A 19314-nucleotide genomic window follows, 5' to 3' on the forward strand; every position below is an offset into this window, starting at 1 on the left:
AGAAGATGGGGAATCCACTGCTTTAGACGTTTCAGCCTCCCCTGACTTGCGTGTATTTATCCGTATTGCGGGCTTTGTTCACCTCTTCTATAAAAGCTGCAGCTTTCTCTGTCATCTGAAAAAGAACCTGGTCAGTAAGCTCCGCTTTTGTATTGACAAGTGTGCTGCCCACTCCTACTGCAATTGCGCCTGCTCTGATGTAATCCCCTGTGTTGTGAAGATCCACCCCTCCTGTCGGCATTAGCGGAATGTGCGGAAGCGGTCCGGCAATATTTTTTAAGTAGCCAGGTCCTATTGAATCTGCCGGAAACACTTTAATCAGGTCGGCTCCATATTCAAATGCCGTCAGTATTTCGGTTGGTGTAAAGGCGCCTGGCACGCTAATGACTCCGTATCTTTTCGCCATGGCAATTGTTTCTTTTTTGACGGTTGGGGAAAAGATGAATTTTGCTCCTGACATAATGGCTGCTCGCGCTGTTTCGGGATCAAGAACGGTTCCTGCTCCCACAAGCACATCACTTCCGAAATGAGATGCTGCCGCCTCAATCACATGGCTTGCTTTCGGTGTTTCCATCGTGATCTCAAGCGCCGTTACCCCTCCTGCTTTCAAAGCCTTTCCGATTGATAGAATCGATTCGGGTGTAGCCCCTCTGATGACTGCTACAACTCCGCGTTTTCTGATTTCTGCTGCTCCCATAACAGTTGCCTCCTTTTATTATGAAACGTTTAATGCATCGTTCTTCATCTGTTTTTTACCAGACTGCTTTGTTGCCAGAATGGTTAAGATGGCTGAAATGAGGAGCGAACCTGCCATAAATAGATAAGAAGCTCCAAATCCGCCAGTAGATCCGTTCAAATAACCCACGACATATGAACCTACAAATGATCCCAGGGCTCCCATGGAATTGATCAGGGCCATGGCGCCGCCGGCAACATTTCTCGGAAGAATCTCCGGAATAATGGCAAAAAACGGACCGTACGGAGCGTACATGGCACCGCCCGCCAGAACAAGCAGACCGAAGCTTAGCCAGAAATGATCAGGACCGATTAAATACGATGCGTAAAAGGCAATGGCACCAATGAAAAGAAAGGGCCAGACAAACTCTTTCCGTTTCTGAAGCTTATCTGAGTAATGGGAAGCAAGCAGCATCAGAGCTACGGCCAGCACATAAGGAACAGCCGATAGCCATCCTGTTTGGACAATGCTCATATTCGGAGCTGCTTTAATAATAGAAGGCAGCCACATAACAAAACCGTATAGTCCGACGCTCCAAAGAGCATATTGTGCCGCAAGTAAAATAACAACTTTCGATTTAAACGCTTCTTTATAATTTTTAACCGGCTTAATGCCCTGCTGCTCTTGCTCCAATGCATACTGAAGATCCGCTTTTTCTTTTGCGCTCAGCCATTTAGCATCTTTTGGATGGTCAAATACGAGTTTCCACCAAAGAAACGCCCAAATGACTGCAGGAAGGCCTTCGATAATAAACATCCATCTCCATCCGTATGCTTCAAGCAGGTAGCCAGAAACAATCGACATCCACAGCACCGTCACAGGATTTCCAAGAATCAGGAACGTATTGGCTCTTGAACGCTCTGCTTTTGTAAACCAGTGACTTAAAAAGACCAGCATGGCAGGCATAACGGCACTTTCAACTACTCCGAGCAAAAAACGAATGGCGAACAAATAGTTGACATTAGACACCATTCCAGTAAGAGTGGCAAGTATTCCCCACCCGATAAGCGACCAGAAGATCAGTACCTTGGCACTCTTTTTTTCCGCATAATGTGCACCGGGCACCTGAAAGAAAAAGTACCCGAGGAAAAACAGAGAACCGAGCAGAGATGAAATGGCAGGCGTAATCTGCAGATCTTCTGCAAGGCCTCCCGCTGCTCCAAAGGCGTAGTTCGCCCGGTCAAGATACGCCAGACTGTAAGTAATAAAAACGATGGGAATAATTCGGATCCATCTTTGCTTTGCAAGCGGCTGATTCATAGGAACGTCCTCCTCAAATTGTCTGATTCATATAATCTAATAAAGCATGTCTGTCAGGGTAGCCATCATTGTCTCCCTGGGACTGAACGGCAAGTGCGCCAATTGCATTTCCCCGCAGAACAGCATCGTGCAGGCTGAGGTTTTCAAGCAGGCCGCTGATGAGCCCGACTGCAAATCCGTCTCCCGCACCAACGGTATCGACAACGGTTTCCACCGGGAAAGACTTGACAACCCCCTCTTCTTTAAAGGATTTATAATAGGCCCCTTCTTCTCCAAGCTTGATGACAACTGCTTTTACGCCTTCATTCAAATAAAACGATGCTATTTCCTCAGGACTGTTCAAACCGGTTAAAAGCTTTCCTTCCGCTAAACCGGGAAGAACATAATCTGCCTGAGCAGCCATTCTGTTCACGGTTTCAATCATTTCCTCTTCGGAAGCCCATAATGCCGGCCGCAGATTTGGATCAAATGTTATGCTTCTTCCAAGTGTTTTCATGTGCTTCAGTGCTTTTTCCGCAAATGACCGGGTATGGGAAGAAACGGCAAGCGGAATGCCCGTCATATGTAAATGCAGCGCACGGCTGAAATAGTCAGGCCTGAAGTCTCCTTCGTTCATATAGCTTGCTGCCGAGCCTTTTCTGAAAGACTGAACAAAAGGATCACCCGACAGAACTTTTTCCTTCAGCTGAAACCCTGTAGGATACCGTGAATCTTTAATCACATGCTCGACATCCACTTTTTCCTCTGCAAGCCTTTTCATAACATATGTGCCAAATGTATCTTCCCCGACCTTACTTGCCCATCCGGCATTGAGACCCAGCCTGGCAAGTCCGATTGCTACATTCGTTTCTGCGCCTGCAAGCTCACGGGTAAAGTGCTTTACTTCATCAAGCGGTCCCGGCTCATCAGCCATGAACAGCGCCATCGCTTCACCAAACGTCACAACATCCATTGGTTTCATACCCTCTCACCCTTCCGTCTGATTTTCTCTTGCTAAACCGATAAATTCTTTTATCCTTTCATAGGGATGTATTGGAAATTCCAGTGCAGCCGGGACAGATTTCCCCGTCCTGTTTTGAAACGTCCTCCACCCGGCCTTCTCTGCTGCTGACAGTTCGGATGGATGAAGCTCGCCCCCTCTTAATGCCACTTCTTTTAGATGCAAATAGGAAATGTGCTCTTGTAATCTGGTGAAAGCTGATTCAGGCTCCTCACCTGTAAAGTGCCAGTTTCCGATGTCAAATGTCATCCTGACTGAAACCCTCATCTTCGAAGCGCTTTCAAAAAAGTCCGCCAGACGCTCCACTTTGCCTCCATGAGGTGTCTGATCATTTTCAATCAGGAGCTGCATCCCTTTATAATCCTTTAAAAACAGATCCAGTTCTGTAAGATCGGAAACACCCTGTAAATAATGACCGAGAGAAAGTTTCAGCGATTTTGCCCCTACTGCGAGAGCTTCTTCGAACACTTTTACTAGTTCAGAAGAATGTAAGATTCCACCCTCCCCCCATACCTCTGCCGGAGCGGAATAGACCGTAAACATGGAAAGGCGATTGAGTTCTTCTTTCAGATATGTTAATGAATCACGTTCTGAAAGCAGTTCCTTGCGTATCTCAATTCCGTCCGCTCCTGCTTCAGCTGCAATTCGGATAAAATCAAGCTGCCCTTTCTCTAAAACTTCTTTTCTGTCAAAAACATTCATCGGAACGATAATCAAGTAGCGGTCAGCCTCCTATCTTTTTAATAAATCGGTTTAGTAAATCGGTTTAGTGAAAGTATAATCCTTTTGAAAGCGTTTTACAACTTTTTTTTGCACAGCTTTCACAAAGTCAGCTGCACTGGGATCAATTGTATTTCTGAGATCGAAGGTATTTATATAAAAAAGCCCACTTCAGTACTTGACTGAAATGGGCTCTTCTCCATTATTTTTTCATTTCTTCTCCATTGAAAACTTTAACCTCAGGCGGTGCAGCAAAAAACTGCATCGCTTTTCCTGAAAATGCCTTAAAATGCTCGCTGCTGTTATGAAGTTCAACTGCTTCTGCATCCTTCCACAGCTCAATCATTTTATACGCGCCTGCTGTTTCAGTGTCTTTCATTAAATCATAGGAAACATTGCCTTCTTCTTCTCTTGAAGCTGCAACAAGCGGACGAATTTCGTTTAGAAAGTCAGCTTCTTTTTCAGTTAACACTTTAAAACCTGCATGTATAATAATCATTTTTCCATCATCCTTTCGGTTACTTCCACTCTGTAATTTTTTCAACTGGCAATCTTACCGACTGGTAGCCTGCATCTGCTGCTTTTCCGATCGAGAGAAGCATAACCGGATAATAGCGCTCTTTATCAAGTCCATATGCTTCTGCAATCTGGTCTTTTTCAAAGCCGCCGATCGGATTTGTATCATAGCCGTGAGCTCTTGCTGTCAGCATAAGCTGCATAGAAACAAGTCCTGCATCAATTAAGTTCATTTCCTTAAGCTGATCGAATGTCATCACTTCAAAGAAGCCTTTAATGGCTGCGACTTGCTGATCGCGGACCTCTTCTGGCATAAAGCCTTTTTCTACAGCTGTGCTGTAAATTTCATCAAGATACTCATCGCTTTTCATATCTGCAAATACAGCTATAACAGCTGCTGATGTTTCAACTTGTCTTTGATTAAACTTAGCAAGAGGGGCAAGCGTTTCTTTTCCTTCTTTCGAATCAATGACAACAAAGCGCCACGGCTGAAGGTTAACCGAAGACGGCGCAAGAGTCGCTTCTTCAAGAATCTCAGTCATTTCCTCTTTGCTTATTTTAACAGACGGATCATATACCCGGATGGATCTGCGTCCTTTAACAATTTGCTGGTAATCATTTGTTTTTGTTGTATTCATGATGAATTTCCTCCTTGATGCTAGTTAGTAATTTTTTCAACATTTTCTTTAATGCGGGATAGCATTCCCATAAGAGCTTTGCGCTCCTCTTCCGAAAAATCTGCCATTACATTTGAGATAAACCGCTTTTTTTCAGCGCAATATGCAACAATTTTAGACTTTCCTTCAGCTGAAAGACTCACAAAGGTAAACCTGTTGTCATCAGGATTTTTCCGGCGGACAACCATTCCTTTTTCTTCGAGCTGTTTAAGATGTCTTGTTACGGCAGCATGATCGATGCGAACCCTTTTTTGAAGCTCTCTTTGACTAATCTCTTCTACATCAAAGAGTTCATGAAGAATATCAAGCCTTGCCTGACTGATGCCGGTACAGCTCTCAAACTTGCTCATAGTCTGTTTTGTGATTTCGAACACTCGGTATAAAATCTCTTCTTCTTCTTTGCAGTGGTCAGTCAATCGCATCCTCCGCCTTTATATAATTGATAAGTCAACTATTGACCTGTCAACTACTATAAAGGACTCTTCATCAAAAGTCAAAAAAGATGCATACATCTTGCTTTACAATAGAAAAAGCGCTTCTGGTCGAAGCGCCAAAACAGCTATAGAAACCAGCCCGCTAATGATTTCTTTTCTGAATTTCCTTGTAAAGATTTACAAATTCGGTTTTTCCTTTGCGAAGGTTTTTCGGACCTCCTTCTCCAGTTGGATAGAGCTCCAGATGTTCCACTATAACATCTGGTGCTCCTAATTGAGGCAATTTATTGATGACTACCATAGCCTTTGCTGTTTCAGGCGGTGCAGGTGATGCAATCCAAACCCACCATCTGCTTTTCTCATCTGTTAGTCTTCCTGAAGGAATTGTTCTGATTAACCCATGTCCAAGCAGTTTATAAGCCGCGTTATAATAAGCAATGGATACACTTATCTGAGGACTGTTAAAGGTTCCGCCATTTGTCAGTGCTGCATTCAGTTCAAAACTTTCACCCGGTTCAGCTTTTACATATTGAGAGATATAACTGTTCAAATCTCCGCCAAGCAAACGAACGCCATCTAATCCTTTTCTTTTTGCAATGACTGCATGAAATCCTGTCCAGGGAGCAAGATCGCCTGTTTTAAAATTACCATTTACAATCCGATTATCTATCACTCCGGTTCCCCCGAATCCTTTAAACTTACTTCTTGTACTAAGTTATGACTATTCACTGGAGTTGACAGTGTTTTTGACTACTTAAAAAAGGTGATTGTCAAAAAAGCCTTTAGATCTTTAGCGATAGCGGATCATATCGAGAATTCGGCATATTGAACCTGAATGGCCGTTTCCGCATAAACGTTCATGCAGAGCAATGAATTCGGGAAGCATGGCATGAAGGATGTGAAGAATTTGTTCCTTATCCCTGCTGCTGTGCCAGCTGCTGAGCAGCAGTTTTTGTTGTTCAGTGAGTCTGCTCCTAACCCCTTCAAGCTTAGCCCAGTCTCCGGGATTATTCGACGGATATCCTTTTTCCATATACCAGCCGGCAGCAATCGACCATCTCATCATGTCCAAACAGTGTAAAGCATAGTAAAATTCATTCCTCATACATCTCCGGTAAGCTTCATGTGCATAGGCAAAAAACTTATTTCTCCAGATGTCGAATTCAGCCTCACTAGCCTTATATTTTAGCGGTTTTGACTGGCTGCGAAGATCTTCCAGAAAACCCTCATGATCTTTAACTATTTCAATATCCCTCAACCCCACAGAAGGAGATAAGTTGCTGCTCTTGTAATAAAAGGAATCAACTTTAATAAAACAGTCAAAGTGAGCAATACTGTATGTTGCATCCGGAAAATCTTCAAAAAACAAAACATGTCCCCATTTTTCTGCCCTATTTTTTTTATTTTGCCGGTACTGCTCAAACACGTCATCTTTAACCACAATACGAAGGTCGATATCTGAATAGAGATCTGTATTTCCGGCTCCTATTGATCCCCCGTAAAAGACTCCTGACACATTCTCATCGAGAAGAAGATCCTGCTCTATTTTCACCATCAATTCTTCCCGCCATTTTGGCAGATTTGAATCCCTCTCTTCAAAATTCATAAATGAACCATTCATAAAAAGTGATCCCTCCCCTATATGCCTTCCATTCAGTTTAAGGATTAAACTGCGAGATAAAAACTCATAAACAGACTCATTATGCCTGCGATGAGTAAGAAGATAAAAAACAGCCTGCGCCATAATCCGCCGAGAAAATATAGAACAAGAAAGAGAAAATATATCCCGGCACTAATTCCTAAAAACAACAAAAATTCAATTCGTTCATTTGGAGGAAGAGGATTCGTCAGTGTTGTCAACGCTGAACCTCCAAAAATGACGATGCCAAAAAGCATCAATAGGTTCTTCATACTTTGCTCTGTGGATGTATTCATTTCATAAGTCTCCCAGTTTCTCAGTTTTCCATTGTTGAACAATACTATTTGCTTTTTCCAATTATTTCAGATATTGGCGTCGTGAACAATCCTTAATAGAATGAATGGTCTTAAGTAATTTACAACTGTTGAGATGGTAAAAAACGCATAATAAAAAGCCACTTCAATAAAAGTGACTCTATCGTTTCATGGCGTATTCCAAAATAAAGTAGAAACAATTGGGATTACAACAGCCCATAAAAGCACAAACGAATTCCCAACCAGCCCCGCTACTTTAAGAGATGTTATCTTAGTAAGTAAGGCAGTAATGATTCCTATTATCGGCAGTACACCTGCTATAATCATTGCAGAATTTGAGAATAAATCTTCGTTAAAAAACCAAGATGCATACACGATTAAAGAAATTAAAAAAGCGGTAATTGATATAATGCCTGACTTTCTCATAACCATCCCCCTCTCAGGATTAAATCATATCGATAACCTTACTTATTTTACCACTTGTTATTTGTTATTAAAATCAAAACAACAACAATTTTCAAAAAACAGTCTACGAAAAACATAAAAAAGCCCGTCACATGGATGACGAGCTATTCCTGACTAAAATTCATTCTTTTTCATTTTCAAGCACCTTAATATAATGCTCCAGTTTCTCCCTGTTCTCCTGTGAAATTTCAGGGAACTGCGGATCTATTTTTTCCAGGCATTTTATCATGACTTCAGAAATGATGTAGCGCGAAAACCATTCATCATCTGCAGGGAGTATGTGCCAAGGGGCGTATTCCGTCGATGTATGGTTCAGCATGTCTTCGAAAATGTCCTGGTAGCTGTCCCAGTGCTTTCGCTCCTCTACATCGCTGAAGGAAAATTCCCAGTTCTTCTTTGGGTTTTTCATCCGCTCGAGAAGTCTTTTCCTCTGTTCATCTTTCGACATGTGAAAGAAAAATTTCACTACCTCAAAGCCGTTCTCCGTTAAATAGCGCTCAAAGTCATTGATTTGTCTGTAGCGGACTGCCCATGTTTCTTCTTTCTCTTTTTCATCCGGCACTGCTTCCTCTTCAAGCAGATCATGAACTCTCGGTGCAATAACCTCTTCATAATGGGAACGGTTCAGAATCCCGATTTGTCCTCTTGCAGGAAGTGCCTTGTGAATTCTCCAGAGATAGTCATGCTTTTGCTCTGAGTCCGACGGCTTTTGAAAAGAAGTCGTTTTCAGGCCCTGGGCGGTTAAGTTAGAAAAAATATAGCTGATGGCTTCATCTTTTCCTGCAGCATCCATGGCCTGCAGCACAACGATTATGCCTTTCTTCTCTTCCGCATGAAGGCGCCAGTGCAGTTCCTTCAGCCTGTCTATGCTTTCAGGAATAAGCTTCTCCAGCAGTTCTTTTTCTGAGAAATCATGCTCCTCGCTCGGAGAGTAATCTCTTAATTTTAATTGTTTATTGCCTTCAATCCTGTATTTGTTTACGTTCATGTTTTCCTCCTAGGTCTGCTGAACAACCATTTCCTGATGCCGCTTAAAAACAGCGCATTTTGTGTTCATTCCATCAACTTTACCCAATTTTTTGAAAGCGTAAACGGTGAGATCCCTATTCATTTACTCCTTATTTAATTCCTTATAAAGATGAATATCATTTGTCATACTCTTCATCGATTTCTTCCAAAATTCTGACTCTGTAAGATCAATCTTAAAATGTTTTTTTACCAGCTGCTCAAGCGGAAGTGTTCCCGTTTCACCAAGAAACTTCAGAAATTTTTCATCAAAATCCTCATCTGTTTTTGACCTCTCCAATAGACCTGCACTCAATAAGAAGCCAAATGTATATGGATAATTGTAAAAAGGAACATCTGCCTGATAAAATTGCCCATATTTTATCCACACAAAAGGTTCGTATTCACTCAAAGCACTGCCATACGCTTTTTCCTGGCACTGCAAAGAAAGCTGCTCCACTTTCGCTGCACTAACGTCTTCAGTCTTCCTGAGCTCGTAAAAGCTTTTTTCGAATAGAAAAGCCCCTCTGATTGACATCAGATAATTTAAATTGCGCTCAATTTTCCAGCCGAGAATGGCTTTTTTTGTTCGACTATCTTGTGAGTTTTCAATGACGTAATCAATAAATACGGTTTCAAAAAAGATGGAAGCCGTTTCGGCAGAAGTCATCTCAAACGTTTCTTCTGCAAAATACATGGTTGGAGCAGCTTTCATCTGCTTGAAATGCCAGGCATGGCCTAATTCATGAGAGAGTCTTCTCGCACTTTCTAAGCTGTTGTCAAACGTGAGTGAGATCCTTGACTCACCTTCTGCAAGAAACGGAGCACAAAATCCCCCCGGGGGCTTTTCCTTCCGCTTTTCCAAATCCATCCACCCATTGGTGATCACATGATGGATGAATTCAGGAATATCACGGCCAATCCTTTCTAGAGACTTCGAAATAGCGGCTACTGCGTCAGAAACAGTAAATTCAAGCTGTACATCATGTGTTGAAGTCATCACCTCATGCCATGTGAGCTTCTCCTTTTTAGCTTCCTCCGCCTTTACCAGTAAATACTCTGAAAGTTCAGCTGAACAGTCATCGATCGCAGTCCACATTGCATCGAGTGAGCGGTTCGATATTCCATTCTGTTTGAGAGATTTTTCAAGGAAATGGATATGTTTCAGCCCATATTCCTTCAATCTTACTTCAGCCATTTGGCCATAGATAGCCGAAAATTCTTCTGACTGGTTTTCCAGTGTTTCATTCAGGCTTTTAAATGCCTTGGTTTTCAATTTCAAATCTGAATGAGACATAGCCATTTGGATGGCTTCCCCAAAAGTCAATGTTTCTTTTCCAGTACCATGATTTATGTTTATTACTAAATGATTTCTCAGCTGTTCATAGTCGTTTTGAAGCCGTCTCAATGATTCACTGGCAAGATGAATATTCTTATCTTCTTCTCTATTGACCTTTATCCGCCTTAATTGATCTATTAAAAAACCTTTTTCAGTCATATGTACCGGCTTCTCTGGCATGTCCAAAAAGATTTCTTCCAGAAGAAATCGGATATGAGGAAGTCTCGTTTTCAGCGCTGAAATTCTGCCGTTTACAGCGGCTAACAGAGAAGGCTCAACTTTCTCTGTTTTCAGACAATAATAAAATGATTCCAATGATTCAATTTGACGGATGCTGTTCGAAAAATCGGTCAGTGTGCTTTCATTCACACTTTCCGATTTAGAAACTAATTCCAGAAGCGATACTGTTTCTTCTATATTACCAATATACATGCTTACCTTTTCCAGGTCTGGCCCAGTAAGAAGTGTATCTAAATTCCAGCGGGTTTTAAAATCAGCGGTCTTCATTCCAACCCCCCCATTTAAGCGTTATCATTTTCATCCAGTTTAAAAAACGCATAACACTTTATGTCATGCGTTCTTAAGAGTTAAATTTCCCCATGTATATACACTCAGTTATTTCTGACAAATAAACGATTTAAAATCTGATCTGCTTCCATTAAATCGTCCACCACAAAATGAGCCTGCGCTAATTCTTCACTGTCGGAAAAGTCAAACCTGCACCCAATTGCTTTTAGGTGATTGTCTTTCGCAGCAAGGATATCTGACAATCTGTCGCCGACAACAGCGCCAGCATTCAGATTGTATTTATGCAGGATTGACCTTACGAGGTCTGATTTGTTTTGGGAATCAATCTGCTGGATGCTGAAGGTTTCTATGATCCACTCTGATAGACCATAGTGATCAACGATCGTCTTAAGGTAACCAGTCAGCCCGTTGCTTGCAATAAACAGCTGAAATCCGGAGCAAGTAAGTTTCTCCAGCAATTCCTTCGCGTTTGGATATAATGCCCCTTTATCAGTTTGTATGGCCAGAATCAGCTTATCGAGAAAATAGCTGTCTGCAAAATCACGGTCTTCCTGCGTATGATCCGGCAATAATGTCTCCCATACAACCGGAAGAGGCACACCCATGATCTTTCTGTAAAGAGTAATGGGAGTCTCTATCTCCCATTTTCCAAGCGCTCTAAGCTGGACAAACGTTTCATGGAGAGCCCATTCCAAAATAAGATCGGTTTGAAAAAGTGTTCCGTCCATGTCAAAAATCACAGCGGTCATATGTATACTCCCTAAGCTTTTTTATTTAAGTCTTCTTTTTCAGCTGCAAGCAAATAGAGAATTCCTGCGATCAATGCCAGAATGCTGAATGTGTTCAGCGTAAATCCCACGCTTTTAATCATTGCATCAAAGATTTTTTCATCCCATGTGGTTACCCCTGACCCGAACATGGCTGCGCTGATATACTTTGCAGCCAGCAAAAAAGCGGAAATAGCCAAAAAAGAAACACCGGCACCTCGTTTGTTCATGTCACATTCCCCCAGCACGTTTATAAAAGACTTATTTTCTTTTATTATAGCATTTATTTCCACTTTATCTTCTAAATATTTTTAAGAGAAAGAGCAGTGACATGGTCTTAACAGGTCTAATTCAAAGGTGCAAACAAGTAAATATCCATTTAAAACACTATATTTCACATAGAATACTAGAAAAATATGTTAAAATATAGATTCGGCATATTCTTGGCACAGTTCAATAAACGTGCAGGATAACTGGATCTTTTAATATTCCACTTAAAAATACAATGGAGGCTAAAAATAATGTGGTTACTTTTAGGACTTGTTGCCATTGCAGCAACTCTTTTAAATCTATTTTTATATAAAACAGGAAAAGATTATAAACTTGCTATGGCTGCAGGATTATCATTTACAGCATTCACACTTTGTGCTGAATACAGTGCAGTGTCCCGGTGGGTAAAAGTGGAAGACTGGTCAGCTTTATTGGATGTAGTACCTGGTATGGAAAAAGCATTATGGTTTTTGACAGTTGCTTCGATCTTGCTGAATATAGCACCTGTACTATTAGAAATGAAGGATAAAAAATAATGACTTATCGGCTCATTATTTATCCTTATATACTTCACTGGTTCATTGAATTATAGAAATAGGCTTAGAGGGAAAAACCTCTAAGCCTTTTTGATGTGAGAAATAGTGTGATTTGCCCTGTGAATTGGTTGCTTGCATCTCATATGGAAACCTGTTACCATGTTCTTGTTTTTTATCATACAAGGAATTCATCAAAATTGTTCTGATCTCATCCCTGTCTCCGTTCTTTCTATCATCCGATTAAAGATCTGTTTCAATTCCGAGCAGAGCGTTTCTCCCCGCTTCTAGCAATCCTTCGCTGTAGAGCTTGTGATAGTCTTCGGAAAACTGGATTTTTGGCACAGCTACTTCGGGAACCCTTTGTTTGCATGCGTCAACAATGTCCGGGATGAGTTTTCGGACTGAATCATCTCCGGATAAAATAAGTGTTTCCGGATTCAGCATGATGCTGATAACTGAAATGAGGTGGGCTGCATGGTATACAGATTCTTCTTGTGTTTGAGGCTGTGTCATTTTATCCTGCAGCGTATCCCACTCACCGATTGGAAGAAATCCGACTTCGCCTGCGAAAGCAGAAAAGCCCCTCAGGATTCTCCCATTAATAAGAGAAGCAGCACCTGGACCGTCATCCGTGAAGATTAAAAGCGATACATTTTTAGTTTTCTCGCCGTCAGCTCCAAGCACCCACCCCTGCAGCATGGCATTCACATCACGTTCCACTGTAATCAGCACGCGGAATTCTTCTTCAAGGATCTTTTTCAAATGAAGTCCCTGCAGATCATCATAGTAGTTCATATATTTGATTTCACCGTCCATCACGCCTGCCGGAACACCGATGGAGATGACGTTTAAATCTGTGAACCTTGCTTTCATTTCTTTTATGATGGCTTTTATCGTTGACAGGTAATCCTGCCCGAGTGTCCGCTCCTCTTTAAAAAGAACTTCTTTTTTGGCATTAGCGACTAGAATCCAAAAGCAGGAATACTGAATATACAGGACAAGGATGGATCCATAAGCAGGGTTAATTCCGTAAATAGAAGCCCGCCTTCCGTTGCTTGATGAAGCCATGCCTGTATGCATAATCACATTTTTTTCTTCAAAATCATCCAGCATTTTGCTTACGGTAGGAAAACTCAGACCGAGCTTTGCAGCCAGATCTTTTTTAATAAACGTTTCCTGCTGAACAAGTTCTTTCAAAATAAGCTGTTCATTTGCCCGTTTTATGAGATGCGCTGAATCGTGCGATGGCATCGTTTCACCTCTTAAGTTAATCGATTTAATGTTTTGATAACGAGAGCAAGGGCTGCTACACTGATTGCAGTAAACACCGGTATAAATTCAAGCGACGTGCGGCTTGCGATATATCCGATCAGCGGAACAAATGTCAGCAGGCTGATATAGGAAAACGCCACCTGATAACCTATGACTTTTTTCGACTGCACGGTCCCGAAGCGCTTTGATGTTTCATGCATCATCGCCGGATAAAGCGGAGCAAATCCCAGACCTAAAAGAAAGATTCCCGTTCCATAAATAAAAGCGTGCTGCTGAGAGAAAAAAGCAGCTGAGCCGAGGGCAGAAATCACCAATCCGAGGACAATCAGCTTACGGTTGCCCAGGCGGTCAGCAATAAACCCCATTAAAAACCTGCCAATCATGATGCTGCCAAAAAAGCCGCCTGTCAAAAATCCGGCTGCAGATAGATTAAGCCCCCTGCTTTCAACAAGCAAAGCACTCAGCCACAAACCCAGTCCGCCCTCAACGGCAACATAAACGATATAAGCCAAAACAGACAAAAACGGAGCAATCCCTCCAATCCATGGCTTGTCCTCTCTTTCTTCCTCTAATGCACCGCCCTGCTTTGTCTGCTTCCAGAAGGACAGGGTCATAAAGAAGGACAGGGATAAACAAAGAATGACCACTCCTATAAAGCCATACCCAACCTTCCAGCTTCCAAAGTTCGATATGCCAACTGTTAAAATGATAGGGCTTAAGGTGGCACCGATGCCCCATGAACTGTGAAGCCAGTTCATATGTTTAGATGATAGATTTTCAGCTGCATAGCTGTTAAGACCGGCATCAACTGCCCCGGCTCCTAACCCCAGCGGCACCGCAAGTAGAAGAATCAGCCAGTAGGATTCGCTTACCGCAAAGCCAAGGATGGCAAGAGCTGTCATTGTACAGGATACAGCGGTCACCCTGCCTGTACCGTACCGATTAAGCAGCGAGCCGTTTACAAACCCTGAGATGGCCGAACAAACAGTGATTGTCATCGTAATAAATCCTGCGTATTCAAGAGGCACACCAAAGTCCTCCCTCATTTGGTTCCACGCCACCCCAAGACCGGTATCAGGCAGGCCAAGTGCTATAAATGCAAGATAAAGGAGCATCAGAAACAATAAAGCAGGTTTTGGCTGTGCATTTTGGATCAGTCCCTGACTTGGATGTACCTTCTTTTCCCTTTGGGTCATATATGGTTCTCTCCTGACCATACGGATGGCTCGAGCTTCATGCATGAGAACACTGTCTGGAAGGAAGAATCTTTCGGGCTGCAGGCATATAATCCAAATTGGATTCCATGAGACCCTTTGAGTAAATGGGACATTCGCATTTGTCTGAACGTATTTCCATCACGTGAAACTTCTGTGAGAAAATCGTTATGTTTTCTTGTCAGTCTGTACCAAATAGCGGGTTCATTTGTTTTTCCCTCTTCCGCTACCGCCCAGTCTGAATAGCCGTAATTTGTGCGCTGCCAGAAGTCCGTATACGGCATTGAAGTAAACGTCAGGCTATGATTGGTGATTTCAAACTCTGCTGGAGCATTAAGCCATTGACCGTCTTTTATGTCTAATGTAAACATTGTCGTCTCCTTTTATTAAAATAGTTATTAAAACCATTTTAATAACTATTCAAGGAACTGTCAAAAAACTTCTGATTTTATTAAGTCAGTATCTTTTCCTATAACCGTCATAAAAAAATGACCTATCCCTGTAAGAGACAGATCATTTTTCCAGCTGCTAAACGAGCTTTAAGCCTCTGCGCCAGGCTTCAATAAAGGCAAAAGCAAGGAATGTGAATGCTCCCCATAAAATCCAGGCTGCACCAAGCCCGATCAGACCAGCATCTTTTCCGTAAAACTGCGTTCCCCATGTAAGTACAATTCCATCTAAAAATGTGGCTGTCAAAAGACCAAGACTTACACCGGGTATGATTTGATCAGCCTTTAATTTTGCAGCTTTCATAATGAGCAAGACAGAAATCCAGGATACCGGCAATGCTATAAGAAACAAAAATACACTCCCTGTTTTTCCAAACATACCAATTTCTGAACCAAATCTGACGGCCATGGCTCCGCATAACCAAAAAGCCATACCCAGCACGACCAAAACGACGGTCTGCTGTTTACTGAATAAACGCTTCAATTCACTATTTTCTTTTTTTAATCCCATACTATTCTTCCCCCCGGATCAAATTATGTAGCACTTGCTACATAATTAAAATGTAGCATATACTACACAATAAAAGCAATGAGGAACATACAATGAAAAAAGGTGAACTTCGCAAGCAAACGTTTAAGATGAAAATGGCAGAATATATCCTTCATCACGGGCTTCATGCAGCAAGCCTGCGAAATCTGGCAGAGGCAGCAGAGACAAGCGACAGAATGCTGCTCCATTATTTTCACGACAAAGAACAGCTTCTCACAGAGGTTTTGACGCTCATATCCGACAATCTGATTACGATTCTAAAAAAATCGCCGGCAGATCCTATGCCTTTCAGCAAGCTCGTTCCACATATGTACTACTTGATGAAAGAACCGGAAGTAAAACCATTTATGAGACTATGGCTCGAATTAATTGCGCTTGCATCCAAAAAAGAAAATCCGTACTTCTCTGTAGCAAGAATAATAGGGGAAGGCTTTCAAAACTACTTTGCTCTTCTTCTCGATGAGGAAAATGATGAACAAAAAGAACAGCTGGCAGCCCTGACTCTTGTCACAGTTGAAGGAATTGCACTGCTTGATGCCATTGATTTTGACGCAAGCATTGAAAAGGCAATCGAGAGCATTACTTCCTATCATGAAAAAAACACATAACACAGCAAAAGGGTTTCTGCTTGAAGCAGAAACCCTTTTCTATTCATACATATTCTTCAGTTATAGGAAGCGACAATGTAAATATCAGCCAGCCTTCCTCATAGTCCGCTTCTAAGTGTCCCCCATGCAGTTCAGCAATTCGCCTTGCAATGGCTAAACCTAGGCCTGTTCCCCCATCCTCTTTTCTTGATTGATCTCCTCTGTAAAAACGTTCAAATAGAGTATCAAGGCCTCCTACGGGCATTGAGTTTACACGGTTTGCCAAAGTAAATACTGCCTGATGACCGCTTGTTTTAAGACTCAGTTGTATGACAGACGGTTTAAGACTGTAATTAACCGCATTTGACAGCAGGTTTTCAAAAACCCTGATGATCTGTTCAACATCAACTGGGGCTGTCACTTCTTCTTCCGGAATGTCTACCTCCATTTTTAGGCTGCGGTCCTCCAGAATCGGAATATATTCACCGGCAAGCTGTCTAATAATCCCTGCAAGATTCACCTCATATTTCTTCACCTGAATATCAGGACTTGTCAGTTTGTTATACGTAAACAATTCGTCCAGTAAATGCTTGAGGCGCTGGGATTTAAACCGGAGAATGGCCAGGTATTCCGCTGCCTGATGCTCAGTCAAATTCCCCCTGTTCTCCAGAAGATCAAGATAACCAATTATGGAGGTTAAAGGTGTTCGGAGATCATGCGAAATGTTCGTGATCAGTTCATTTTTATTCTTTTCAAGCTCCCGCTCACGAAGAAATCTCGCTTCAAGCTCTTTCGACATCTGATTGATATTTTCTCCAAGTCTTGCAAGTTCGTCCCTGCCCTTAACTTCAATAACATGACTGAGGTTTCCGCCGGCTATCGACTGGACCCCATCAGATATTTCATTCAGGAAGATTATTTTTTTCTTAATAAACAGCCATAAGCTGATGATAAAAAGAATGATAGCACTTGAAAAAATGACGATAACCAGAACGTTGTAAAGAAGAATGTTCATTTCTTCTATAGGTTCAGCGAGTACAAACCTTACAAGGATATTCGAAAGGACTGATATCCCTGCAAGTGAGACGATAAAACTGACAGCCACAGCAAAAAACAGCTTCACACTGAGTTTATTCCAAAACCGGATCATATCTTATAGCCAACTCCCCAAATCGTCTTTATATAAATTGGCTGTTTAGGATCCAACTCAATTTTTTCTCTGATTTTCGTAATATGAACCATTACCGTACTGTCTGATTTGAAAAAGTCTTCATTCCAGACAGATTCATAGATTTGCCTGATGCTCATGACCGTTCCTTTATTTCTGGCAAGCAAAGAGAGGATATCAAATTCTTTCGGAGTCAGCCTTATCTCCCGTCCTCTGGCCATGACCTGCCGTGTGTCTGTATTGATATTTAGACCGTCAAGTTCAATTACAGGTGCGTCAGACTTTTGCTGATCATTGTATTTTGTAAATCTTCTAAGCTGCGACTTGACTCTGGCCATCAGCTCAAGGGGATTAAACGGCTTTGTCACATAATCATCTGCACCGGAAGCAAGCCCATGAATTTTATCCATATCCGCAGACTTTGCTGATACCATAATGATGGGCATGTTTCTTTCTTCGCGGATTCTCATGCATGCCTCAATTCCATTCATTTCCGGCATCATAATGTCCAATATCACTAAATCAAATGATTCTTTTTCAAGCATAGTAATAGCTTCCGAAGCAGTTTCCGCCCCTGCAGCACGAATTCCCTCATTTTCAAGATAAATCGTAATCAGTTTTCTTATTTCTCTGTCATCATCAACGACTAATACGTTTGAAGGCAAAGCTTTCATTCCTTTCACCATTCGTGCACGCCAGTACATAGGCAGGCGGCAGGTTCTGATATTCTCTCGATACGCGTATGGCAGAAAAATACCTCTTAAAAAGAGCTTTTTTTAACAGCGTATACTGAAACGTGATGAATTTCCCTTCGGCACCAAGAATGAATGCCGTTTCTGATAAGATCAAATCTGCTGCATCACTCGGAATACTCGCAAAAGGGAGTCCTGACAGGATATAGTCTGCCCTTTTAAACCCATACTTCTTCATATAATAAGAAGTGTTCTCAGCAGATCCATTTACAATGACTAGATCTTTCACATCGCTGTATTTATCCTTAAGAAGCCTGCAAAACACTTCATTTTGTTCAATTAAAAGAATACGGGTTCCATTTCTTCTTTTATGAATCAGCTTTTCTGTAAAAACGCCTGTACCAGGACCATATTCTATAATATACTCAGCTGTCTGAAAATCAATAGCTGCTGTCATGTGTTCTGCAAGCTTCGGGGAACTAGGCAGCAGAGCACCTGTAGATCTGGGCTTATTTATATATTCTAATAAAAAGGCTAAAGAATTCATCGTTATCACTCCGTGTTCAAGTTGAATGATCTCTATGATAGAGACCAAACCTTAACCTTTACACGGGGAAATCCTTAAGAATTCTTAAGACTGCATAAAAAACAGACCGATTCATTTTATCGGCCTGAGTGAAGACACCTTTTTAATTGTCATCTATGACTATTTTCCACTCTACATTTTTATTTGCGCAAAACTTTTTTCAACAATTTTATTATGTAAACCGTTTTCACTGTTTCCTTAACCATGCCTTCTGCAGACAGAAAGTCTCTGATTTGCCGTTTTCGGTTCGGCACCATCAACAGCGGCAGTTTTTCCGGATCAAACCATCTTGTCTGTGCTGTTTCAGGTCCTTGAGCAATTATTTCTCCGCCTGCCTGCTCAGCTGAATAGATATGCTGCATATCATTTTCATCAGCCAAATGATATTCACCTATTTTAGCTGCAATCTTAATGCAGCACCCTGTTTCCTCTTCTGCTTCTCTAACCGCACATTCCTCCAGGAGTTCGCCCGGATCAGCCCTCCCCCCTGGCAGATCCCAGATTGGATAATCGCGGCGCTTTACTAATAGAATGTTCCCTTCGTTATTTTTAATGATTGAAAAACATCCTGTTGTTGCATTTGCTGTCAA

Annotated in this window: 25 protein-coding genes; 2 read left to right on the forward strand and 23 right to left on the reverse strand. The window is 41.8% G+C overall.

Annotation, left to right across the window (positions count from 1 at the left end; genetic code table 11):
- Positions 1 to 31: 31 nt before the first annotated feature.
- The 15 genes from ACTSEZ_RS07580 to ACTSEZ_RS07650 form a co-directional block, all read right to left on the reverse strand.
- The gene (locus tag ACTSEZ_RS07580) at positions 32 to 697 is read right to left on the reverse strand and encodes a bifunctional 4-hydroxy-2-oxoglutarate aldolase/2-dehydro-3-deoxy-phosphogluconate aldolase (RefSeq protein ID WP_369733567.1); all 666 of its coding nucleotides are present in this window, start codon (positions 695 to 697) and stop codon (positions 32 to 34) included.
- An 18-nt stretch (positions 698 to 715) separates the two neighbouring features.
- Positions 716 to 1996: an MFS transporter gene (locus tag ACTSEZ_RS07585; RefSeq protein ID WP_369733568.1), complete on the reverse strand. Its 1281-nt coding sequence runs from the start codon at positions 1994 to 1996 to the stop codon at positions 716 to 718.
- Positions 1997 to 2009: 13 nt separating this feature from the next.
- Positions 2010 to 2957 (reverse strand): sugar kinase, encoded by a 948-nt coding sequence (locus tag ACTSEZ_RS07590; protein WP_369733569.1) that lies wholly within the window; start codon positions 2955 to 2957, stop codon positions 2010 to 2012.
- 6 nt (positions 2958 to 2963) lie between these two features.
- Complete coding sequence (locus tag ACTSEZ_RS07595; RefSeq protein WP_369733570.1) at positions 2964 to 3713, reverse strand: sugar phosphate isomerase/epimerase family protein; 750 nt, start codon at positions 3711 to 3713, stop codon at positions 2964 to 2966.
- Positions 3714 to 3918: 205 nt separating this feature from the next.
- Positions 3919 to 4215 (reverse strand): putative quinol monooxygenase, encoded by a 297-nt coding sequence (locus tag ACTSEZ_RS07600; RefSeq protein ID WP_369733571.1) that lies wholly within the window; start codon positions 4213 to 4215, stop codon positions 3919 to 3921.
- A gap of 19 nt (positions 4216 to 4234) precedes the next feature.
- The gene (locus ACTSEZ_RS07605; RefSeq protein ID WP_369733572.1) at positions 4235 to 4870 is read right to left on the reverse strand and encodes a nitroreductase family protein; all 636 of its coding nucleotides are present in this window, start codon (positions 4868 to 4870) and stop codon (positions 4235 to 4237) included.
- Between the two features lie 20 nt (positions 4871 to 4890).
- Entirely contained in the window at positions 4891 to 5331 is a 441-nt protein-coding gene (locus ACTSEZ_RS07610) for a MarR family winged helix-turn-helix transcriptional regulator (RefSeq protein WP_369733573.1), read from the reverse strand.
- A gap of 154 nt (positions 5332 to 5485) precedes the next feature.
- The gene (locus ACTSEZ_RS07615) at positions 5486 to 6016 is read right to left on the reverse strand and encodes an NTTRR-F1 domain (RefSeq protein ID WP_369733574.1); all 531 of its coding nucleotides are present in this window, start codon (positions 6014 to 6016) and stop codon (positions 5486 to 5488) included.
- Between the two features lie 117 nt (positions 6017 to 6133).
- Entirely contained in the window at positions 6134 to 6964 is an 831-nt protein-coding gene (locus ACTSEZ_RS07620; protein WP_369733575.1) for a hypothetical protein, read from the reverse strand.
- Positions 6965 to 7008: 44 nt separating this feature from the next.
- Positions 7009 to 7278 (reverse strand): hypothetical protein, encoded by a 270-nt coding sequence (locus tag ACTSEZ_RS07625; RefSeq protein WP_369733576.1) that lies wholly within the window; start codon positions 7276 to 7278, stop codon positions 7009 to 7011.
- A gap of 186 nt (positions 7279 to 7464) precedes the next feature.
- Complete coding sequence (locus ACTSEZ_RS07630) at positions 7465 to 7722, reverse strand: hypothetical protein (protein ID WP_369733577.1); 258 nt, start codon at positions 7720 to 7722, stop codon at positions 7465 to 7467.
- Positions 7723 to 7882: 160 nt separating this feature from the next.
- Positions 7883 to 8749 (reverse strand): PPK2 family polyphosphate kinase, encoded by an 867-nt coding sequence (locus ACTSEZ_RS07635; RefSeq protein ID WP_369733579.1) that lies wholly within the window; start codon positions 8747 to 8749, stop codon positions 7883 to 7885.
- A gap of 123 nt (positions 8750 to 8872) precedes the next feature.
- On the reverse strand, positions 8873 to 10612 hold the full coding sequence (locus tag ACTSEZ_RS07640) for a M3 family metallopeptidase (RefSeq protein ID WP_369733580.1): 1740 nt from the start codon (positions 10610 to 10612) through the stop codon (positions 8873 to 8875).
- Between the two features lie 104 nt (positions 10613 to 10716).
- A complete protein-coding gene (locus ACTSEZ_RS07645; protein WP_369733581.1) occupies positions 10717 to 11382 on the reverse strand; it encodes an HAD family hydrolase in 666 nt (221 codons plus the stop codon).
- Between the two features lie 11 nt (positions 11383 to 11393).
- The gene (locus ACTSEZ_RS07650; RefSeq protein ID WP_369733582.1) at positions 11394 to 11630 is read right to left on the reverse strand and encodes a hypothetical protein; all 237 of its coding nucleotides are present in this window, start codon (positions 11628 to 11630) and stop codon (positions 11394 to 11396) included.
- 291 nt (positions 11631 to 11921) lie between these two features.
- On the opposite strand from ACTSEZ_RS07650, the gene ACTSEZ_RS07655 reads away from it, so the two are divergent.
- Entirely contained in the window at positions 11922 to 12206 is a 285-nt protein-coding gene (locus ACTSEZ_RS07655; RefSeq protein WP_369733583.1) for a hypothetical protein, read from the forward strand.
- Between the two features lie 240 nt (positions 12207 to 12446).
- Here ACTSEZ_RS07655 and ACTSEZ_RS07660 read toward each other — a convergent pair whose 3' ends face one another.
- From ACTSEZ_RS07660 to ACTSEZ_RS07675, 4 genes are all read right to left on the reverse strand, one after another.
- The gene (locus tag ACTSEZ_RS07660) at positions 12447 to 13457 is read right to left on the reverse strand and encodes an ROK family transcriptional regulator (protein ID WP_369733584.1); all 1011 of its coding nucleotides are present in this window, start codon (positions 13455 to 13457) and stop codon (positions 12447 to 12449) included.
- Between the two features lie 11 nt (positions 13458 to 13468).
- On the reverse strand, positions 13469 to 14674 hold the full coding sequence (locus ACTSEZ_RS07665) for an MFS transporter (RefSeq protein ID WP_369733585.1): 1206 nt from the start codon (positions 14672 to 14674) through the stop codon (positions 13469 to 13471).
- Entirely contained in the window at positions 14671 to 15063 is a 393-nt protein-coding gene (locus ACTSEZ_RS07670; protein ID WP_369733587.1) for a DUF1349 domain-containing protein, read from the reverse strand. Before ACTSEZ_RS07670 ends, ACTSEZ_RS07665 begins: the two co-directional genes overlap by 4 nt.
- A gap of 157 nt (positions 15064 to 15220) precedes the next feature.
- Positions 15221 to 15652 carry a hypothetical protein gene (locus tag ACTSEZ_RS07675; protein WP_369733588.1) on the reverse strand — a complete coding sequence of 144 codons (432 nt, stop codon included), beginning with the start codon at positions 15650 to 15652 and terminating at the stop codon, positions 15221 to 15223.
- A gap of 92 nt (positions 15653 to 15744) precedes the next feature.
- Here ACTSEZ_RS07675 and ACTSEZ_RS07680 point away from each other — a divergent pair, with 92 nt between their 5' ends.
- A complete protein-coding gene (locus ACTSEZ_RS07680) occupies positions 15745 to 16299 on the forward strand; it encodes a TetR family transcriptional regulator (protein WP_369733590.1) in 555 nt (184 codons plus the stop codon).
- A gap of 43 nt (positions 16300 to 16342) precedes the next feature.
- Here the strand turns inward: ACTSEZ_RS07680 and ACTSEZ_RS07685 are convergent, their stop codons facing one another.
- The 4 genes from ACTSEZ_RS07685 to ACTSEZ_RS07700 form a co-directional block, all read right to left on the reverse strand.
- Complete coding sequence (locus tag ACTSEZ_RS07685) at positions 16343 to 17428, reverse strand: HAMP domain-containing sensor histidine kinase (RefSeq protein ID WP_369733591.1); 1086 nt, start codon at positions 17426 to 17428, stop codon at positions 16343 to 16345.
- Positions 17425 to 18111: a response regulator transcription factor gene (locus ACTSEZ_RS07690; protein WP_369734079.1), complete on the reverse strand. Its 687-nt coding sequence runs from the start codon at positions 18109 to 18111 to the stop codon at positions 17425 to 17427. The genes ACTSEZ_RS07685 and ACTSEZ_RS07690 overlap by 4 nt, the downstream gene beginning before the upstream one ends.
- A complete protein-coding gene (locus tag ACTSEZ_RS07695; protein WP_369733592.1) occupies positions 18086 to 18685 on the reverse strand; it encodes a class I SAM-dependent methyltransferase in 600 nt (199 codons plus the stop codon). The genes ACTSEZ_RS07690 and ACTSEZ_RS07695 overlap by 26 nt, the downstream gene beginning before the upstream one ends.
- Before the next feature lie 179 nt (positions 18686 to 18864).
- The gene (locus ACTSEZ_RS07700) at positions 18865 to 19314 is read right to left on the reverse strand and encodes an NUDIX hydrolase (protein WP_369733593.1); all 450 of its coding nucleotides are present in this window, start codon (positions 19312 to 19314) and stop codon (positions 18865 to 18867) included.

This window comes from Metabacillus mesotrionivorans, assembly GCF_052171315.1.
In the GTDB taxonomy this organism is placed as follows: domain Bacteria; phylum Bacillota; class Bacilli; order Bacillales; family Bacillaceae; genus Bacillus_P.

What these genes read in the sequence shown, in the direction of transcription:
- ACTSEZ_RS07580 (WP_369733567.1), bottom strand. Translation starts at nt 697, where the DNA reads ATGGGAGCAGCAGAAATCAGAAAACGCGGAGTTGTAGCAGTCATCAGA.
- ACTSEZ_RS07585 (WP_369733568.1), bottom strand. Translation starts at nt 1,996, where the DNA reads ATGAATCAGCCGCTTGCAAAGCAAAGATGGATCCGAATTATTCCCATC.
- ACTSEZ_RS07590 (WP_369733569.1), bottom strand. Translation starts at nt 2,957, where the DNA reads ATGAAACCAATGGATGTTGTGACGTTTGGTGAAGCGATGGCGCTGTTC.
- ACTSEZ_RS07600 (WP_369733571.1), bottom strand. Translation starts at nt 4,215, where the DNA reads ATGATTATTATACATGCAGGTTTTAAAGTGTTAACTGAAAAAGAAGCT.
- ACTSEZ_RS07605 (WP_369733572.1), bottom strand. Translation starts at nt 4,870, where the DNA reads ATGAATACAACAAAAACAAATGATTACCAGCAAATTGTTAAAGGACGC.
- ACTSEZ_RS07610 (WP_369733573.1), bottom strand. Translation starts at nt 5,331, where the DNA reads ATGCGATTGACTGACCACTGCAAAGAAGAAGAAGAGATTTTATACCGA.
- ACTSEZ_RS07620 (WP_369733575.1), bottom strand. Translation starts at nt 6,964, where the DNA reads ATGAATGGTTCATTTATGAATTTTGAAGAGAGGGATTCAAATCTGCCA.
- ACTSEZ_RS07625 (WP_369733576.1), bottom strand. Translation starts at nt 7,278, where the DNA reads ATGAATACATCCACAGAGCAAAGTATGAAGAACCTATTGATGCTTTTT.
- ACTSEZ_RS07630 (WP_369733577.1), bottom strand. Translation starts at nt 7,722, where the DNA reads ATGAGAAAGTCAGGCATTATATCAATTACCGCTTTTTTAATTTCTTTA.
- ACTSEZ_RS07635 (WP_369733579.1), bottom strand. Translation starts at nt 8,749, where the DNA reads ATGAACGTAAACAAATACAGGATTGAAGGCAATAAACAATTAAAATTA.
- ACTSEZ_RS07640 (WP_369733580.1), bottom strand. Translation starts at nt 10,612, where the DNA reads ATGAAGACCGCTGATTTTAAAACCCGCTGGAATTTAGATACACTTCTT.
- ACTSEZ_RS07645 (WP_369733581.1), bottom strand. Translation starts at nt 11,382, where the DNA reads ATGACCGCTGTGATTTTTGACATGGACGGAACACTTTTTCAAACCGAT.
- ACTSEZ_RS07650 (WP_369733582.1), bottom strand. Translation starts at nt 11,630, where the DNA reads ATGAACAAACGAGGTGCCGGTGTTTCTTTTTTGGCTATTTCCGCTTTT.
- ACTSEZ_RS07655 (WP_369733583.1), top strand. Translation starts at nt 11,922, where the DNA reads ATGTGGTTACTTTTAGGACTTGTTGCCATTGCAGCAACTCTTTTAAAT.
- ACTSEZ_RS07660 (WP_369733584.1), bottom strand. Translation starts at nt 13,457, where the DNA reads ATGCCATCGCACGATTCAGCGCATCTCATAAAACGGGCAAATGAACAG.
- ACTSEZ_RS07665 (WP_369733585.1), bottom strand. Translation starts at nt 14,674, where the DNA reads ATGACCCAAAGGGAAAAGAAGGTACATCCAAGTCAGGGACTGATCCAA.
- ACTSEZ_RS07670 (WP_369733587.1), bottom strand. Translation starts at nt 15,063, where the DNA reads ATGTTTACATTAGACATAAAAGACGGTCAATGGCTTAATGCTCCAGCA.
- ACTSEZ_RS07675 (WP_369733588.1), bottom strand. Translation starts at nt 15,652, where the DNA reads ATGGGATTAAAAAAAGAAAATAGTGAATTGAAGCGTTTATTCAGTAAA.
- ACTSEZ_RS07680 (WP_369733590.1), top strand. Translation starts at nt 15,745, where the DNA reads ATGAAAAAAGGTGAACTTCGCAAGCAAACGTTTAAGATGAAAATGGCA.
- ACTSEZ_RS07685 (WP_369733591.1), bottom strand. Translation starts at nt 17,428, where the DNA reads ATGATCCGGTTTTGGAATAAACTCAGTGTGAAGCTGTTTTTTGCTGTG.
- ACTSEZ_RS07695 (WP_369733592.1), bottom strand. Translation starts at nt 18,685, where the DNA reads ATGAATTCTTTAGCCTTTTTATTAGAATATATAAATAAGCCCAGATCT.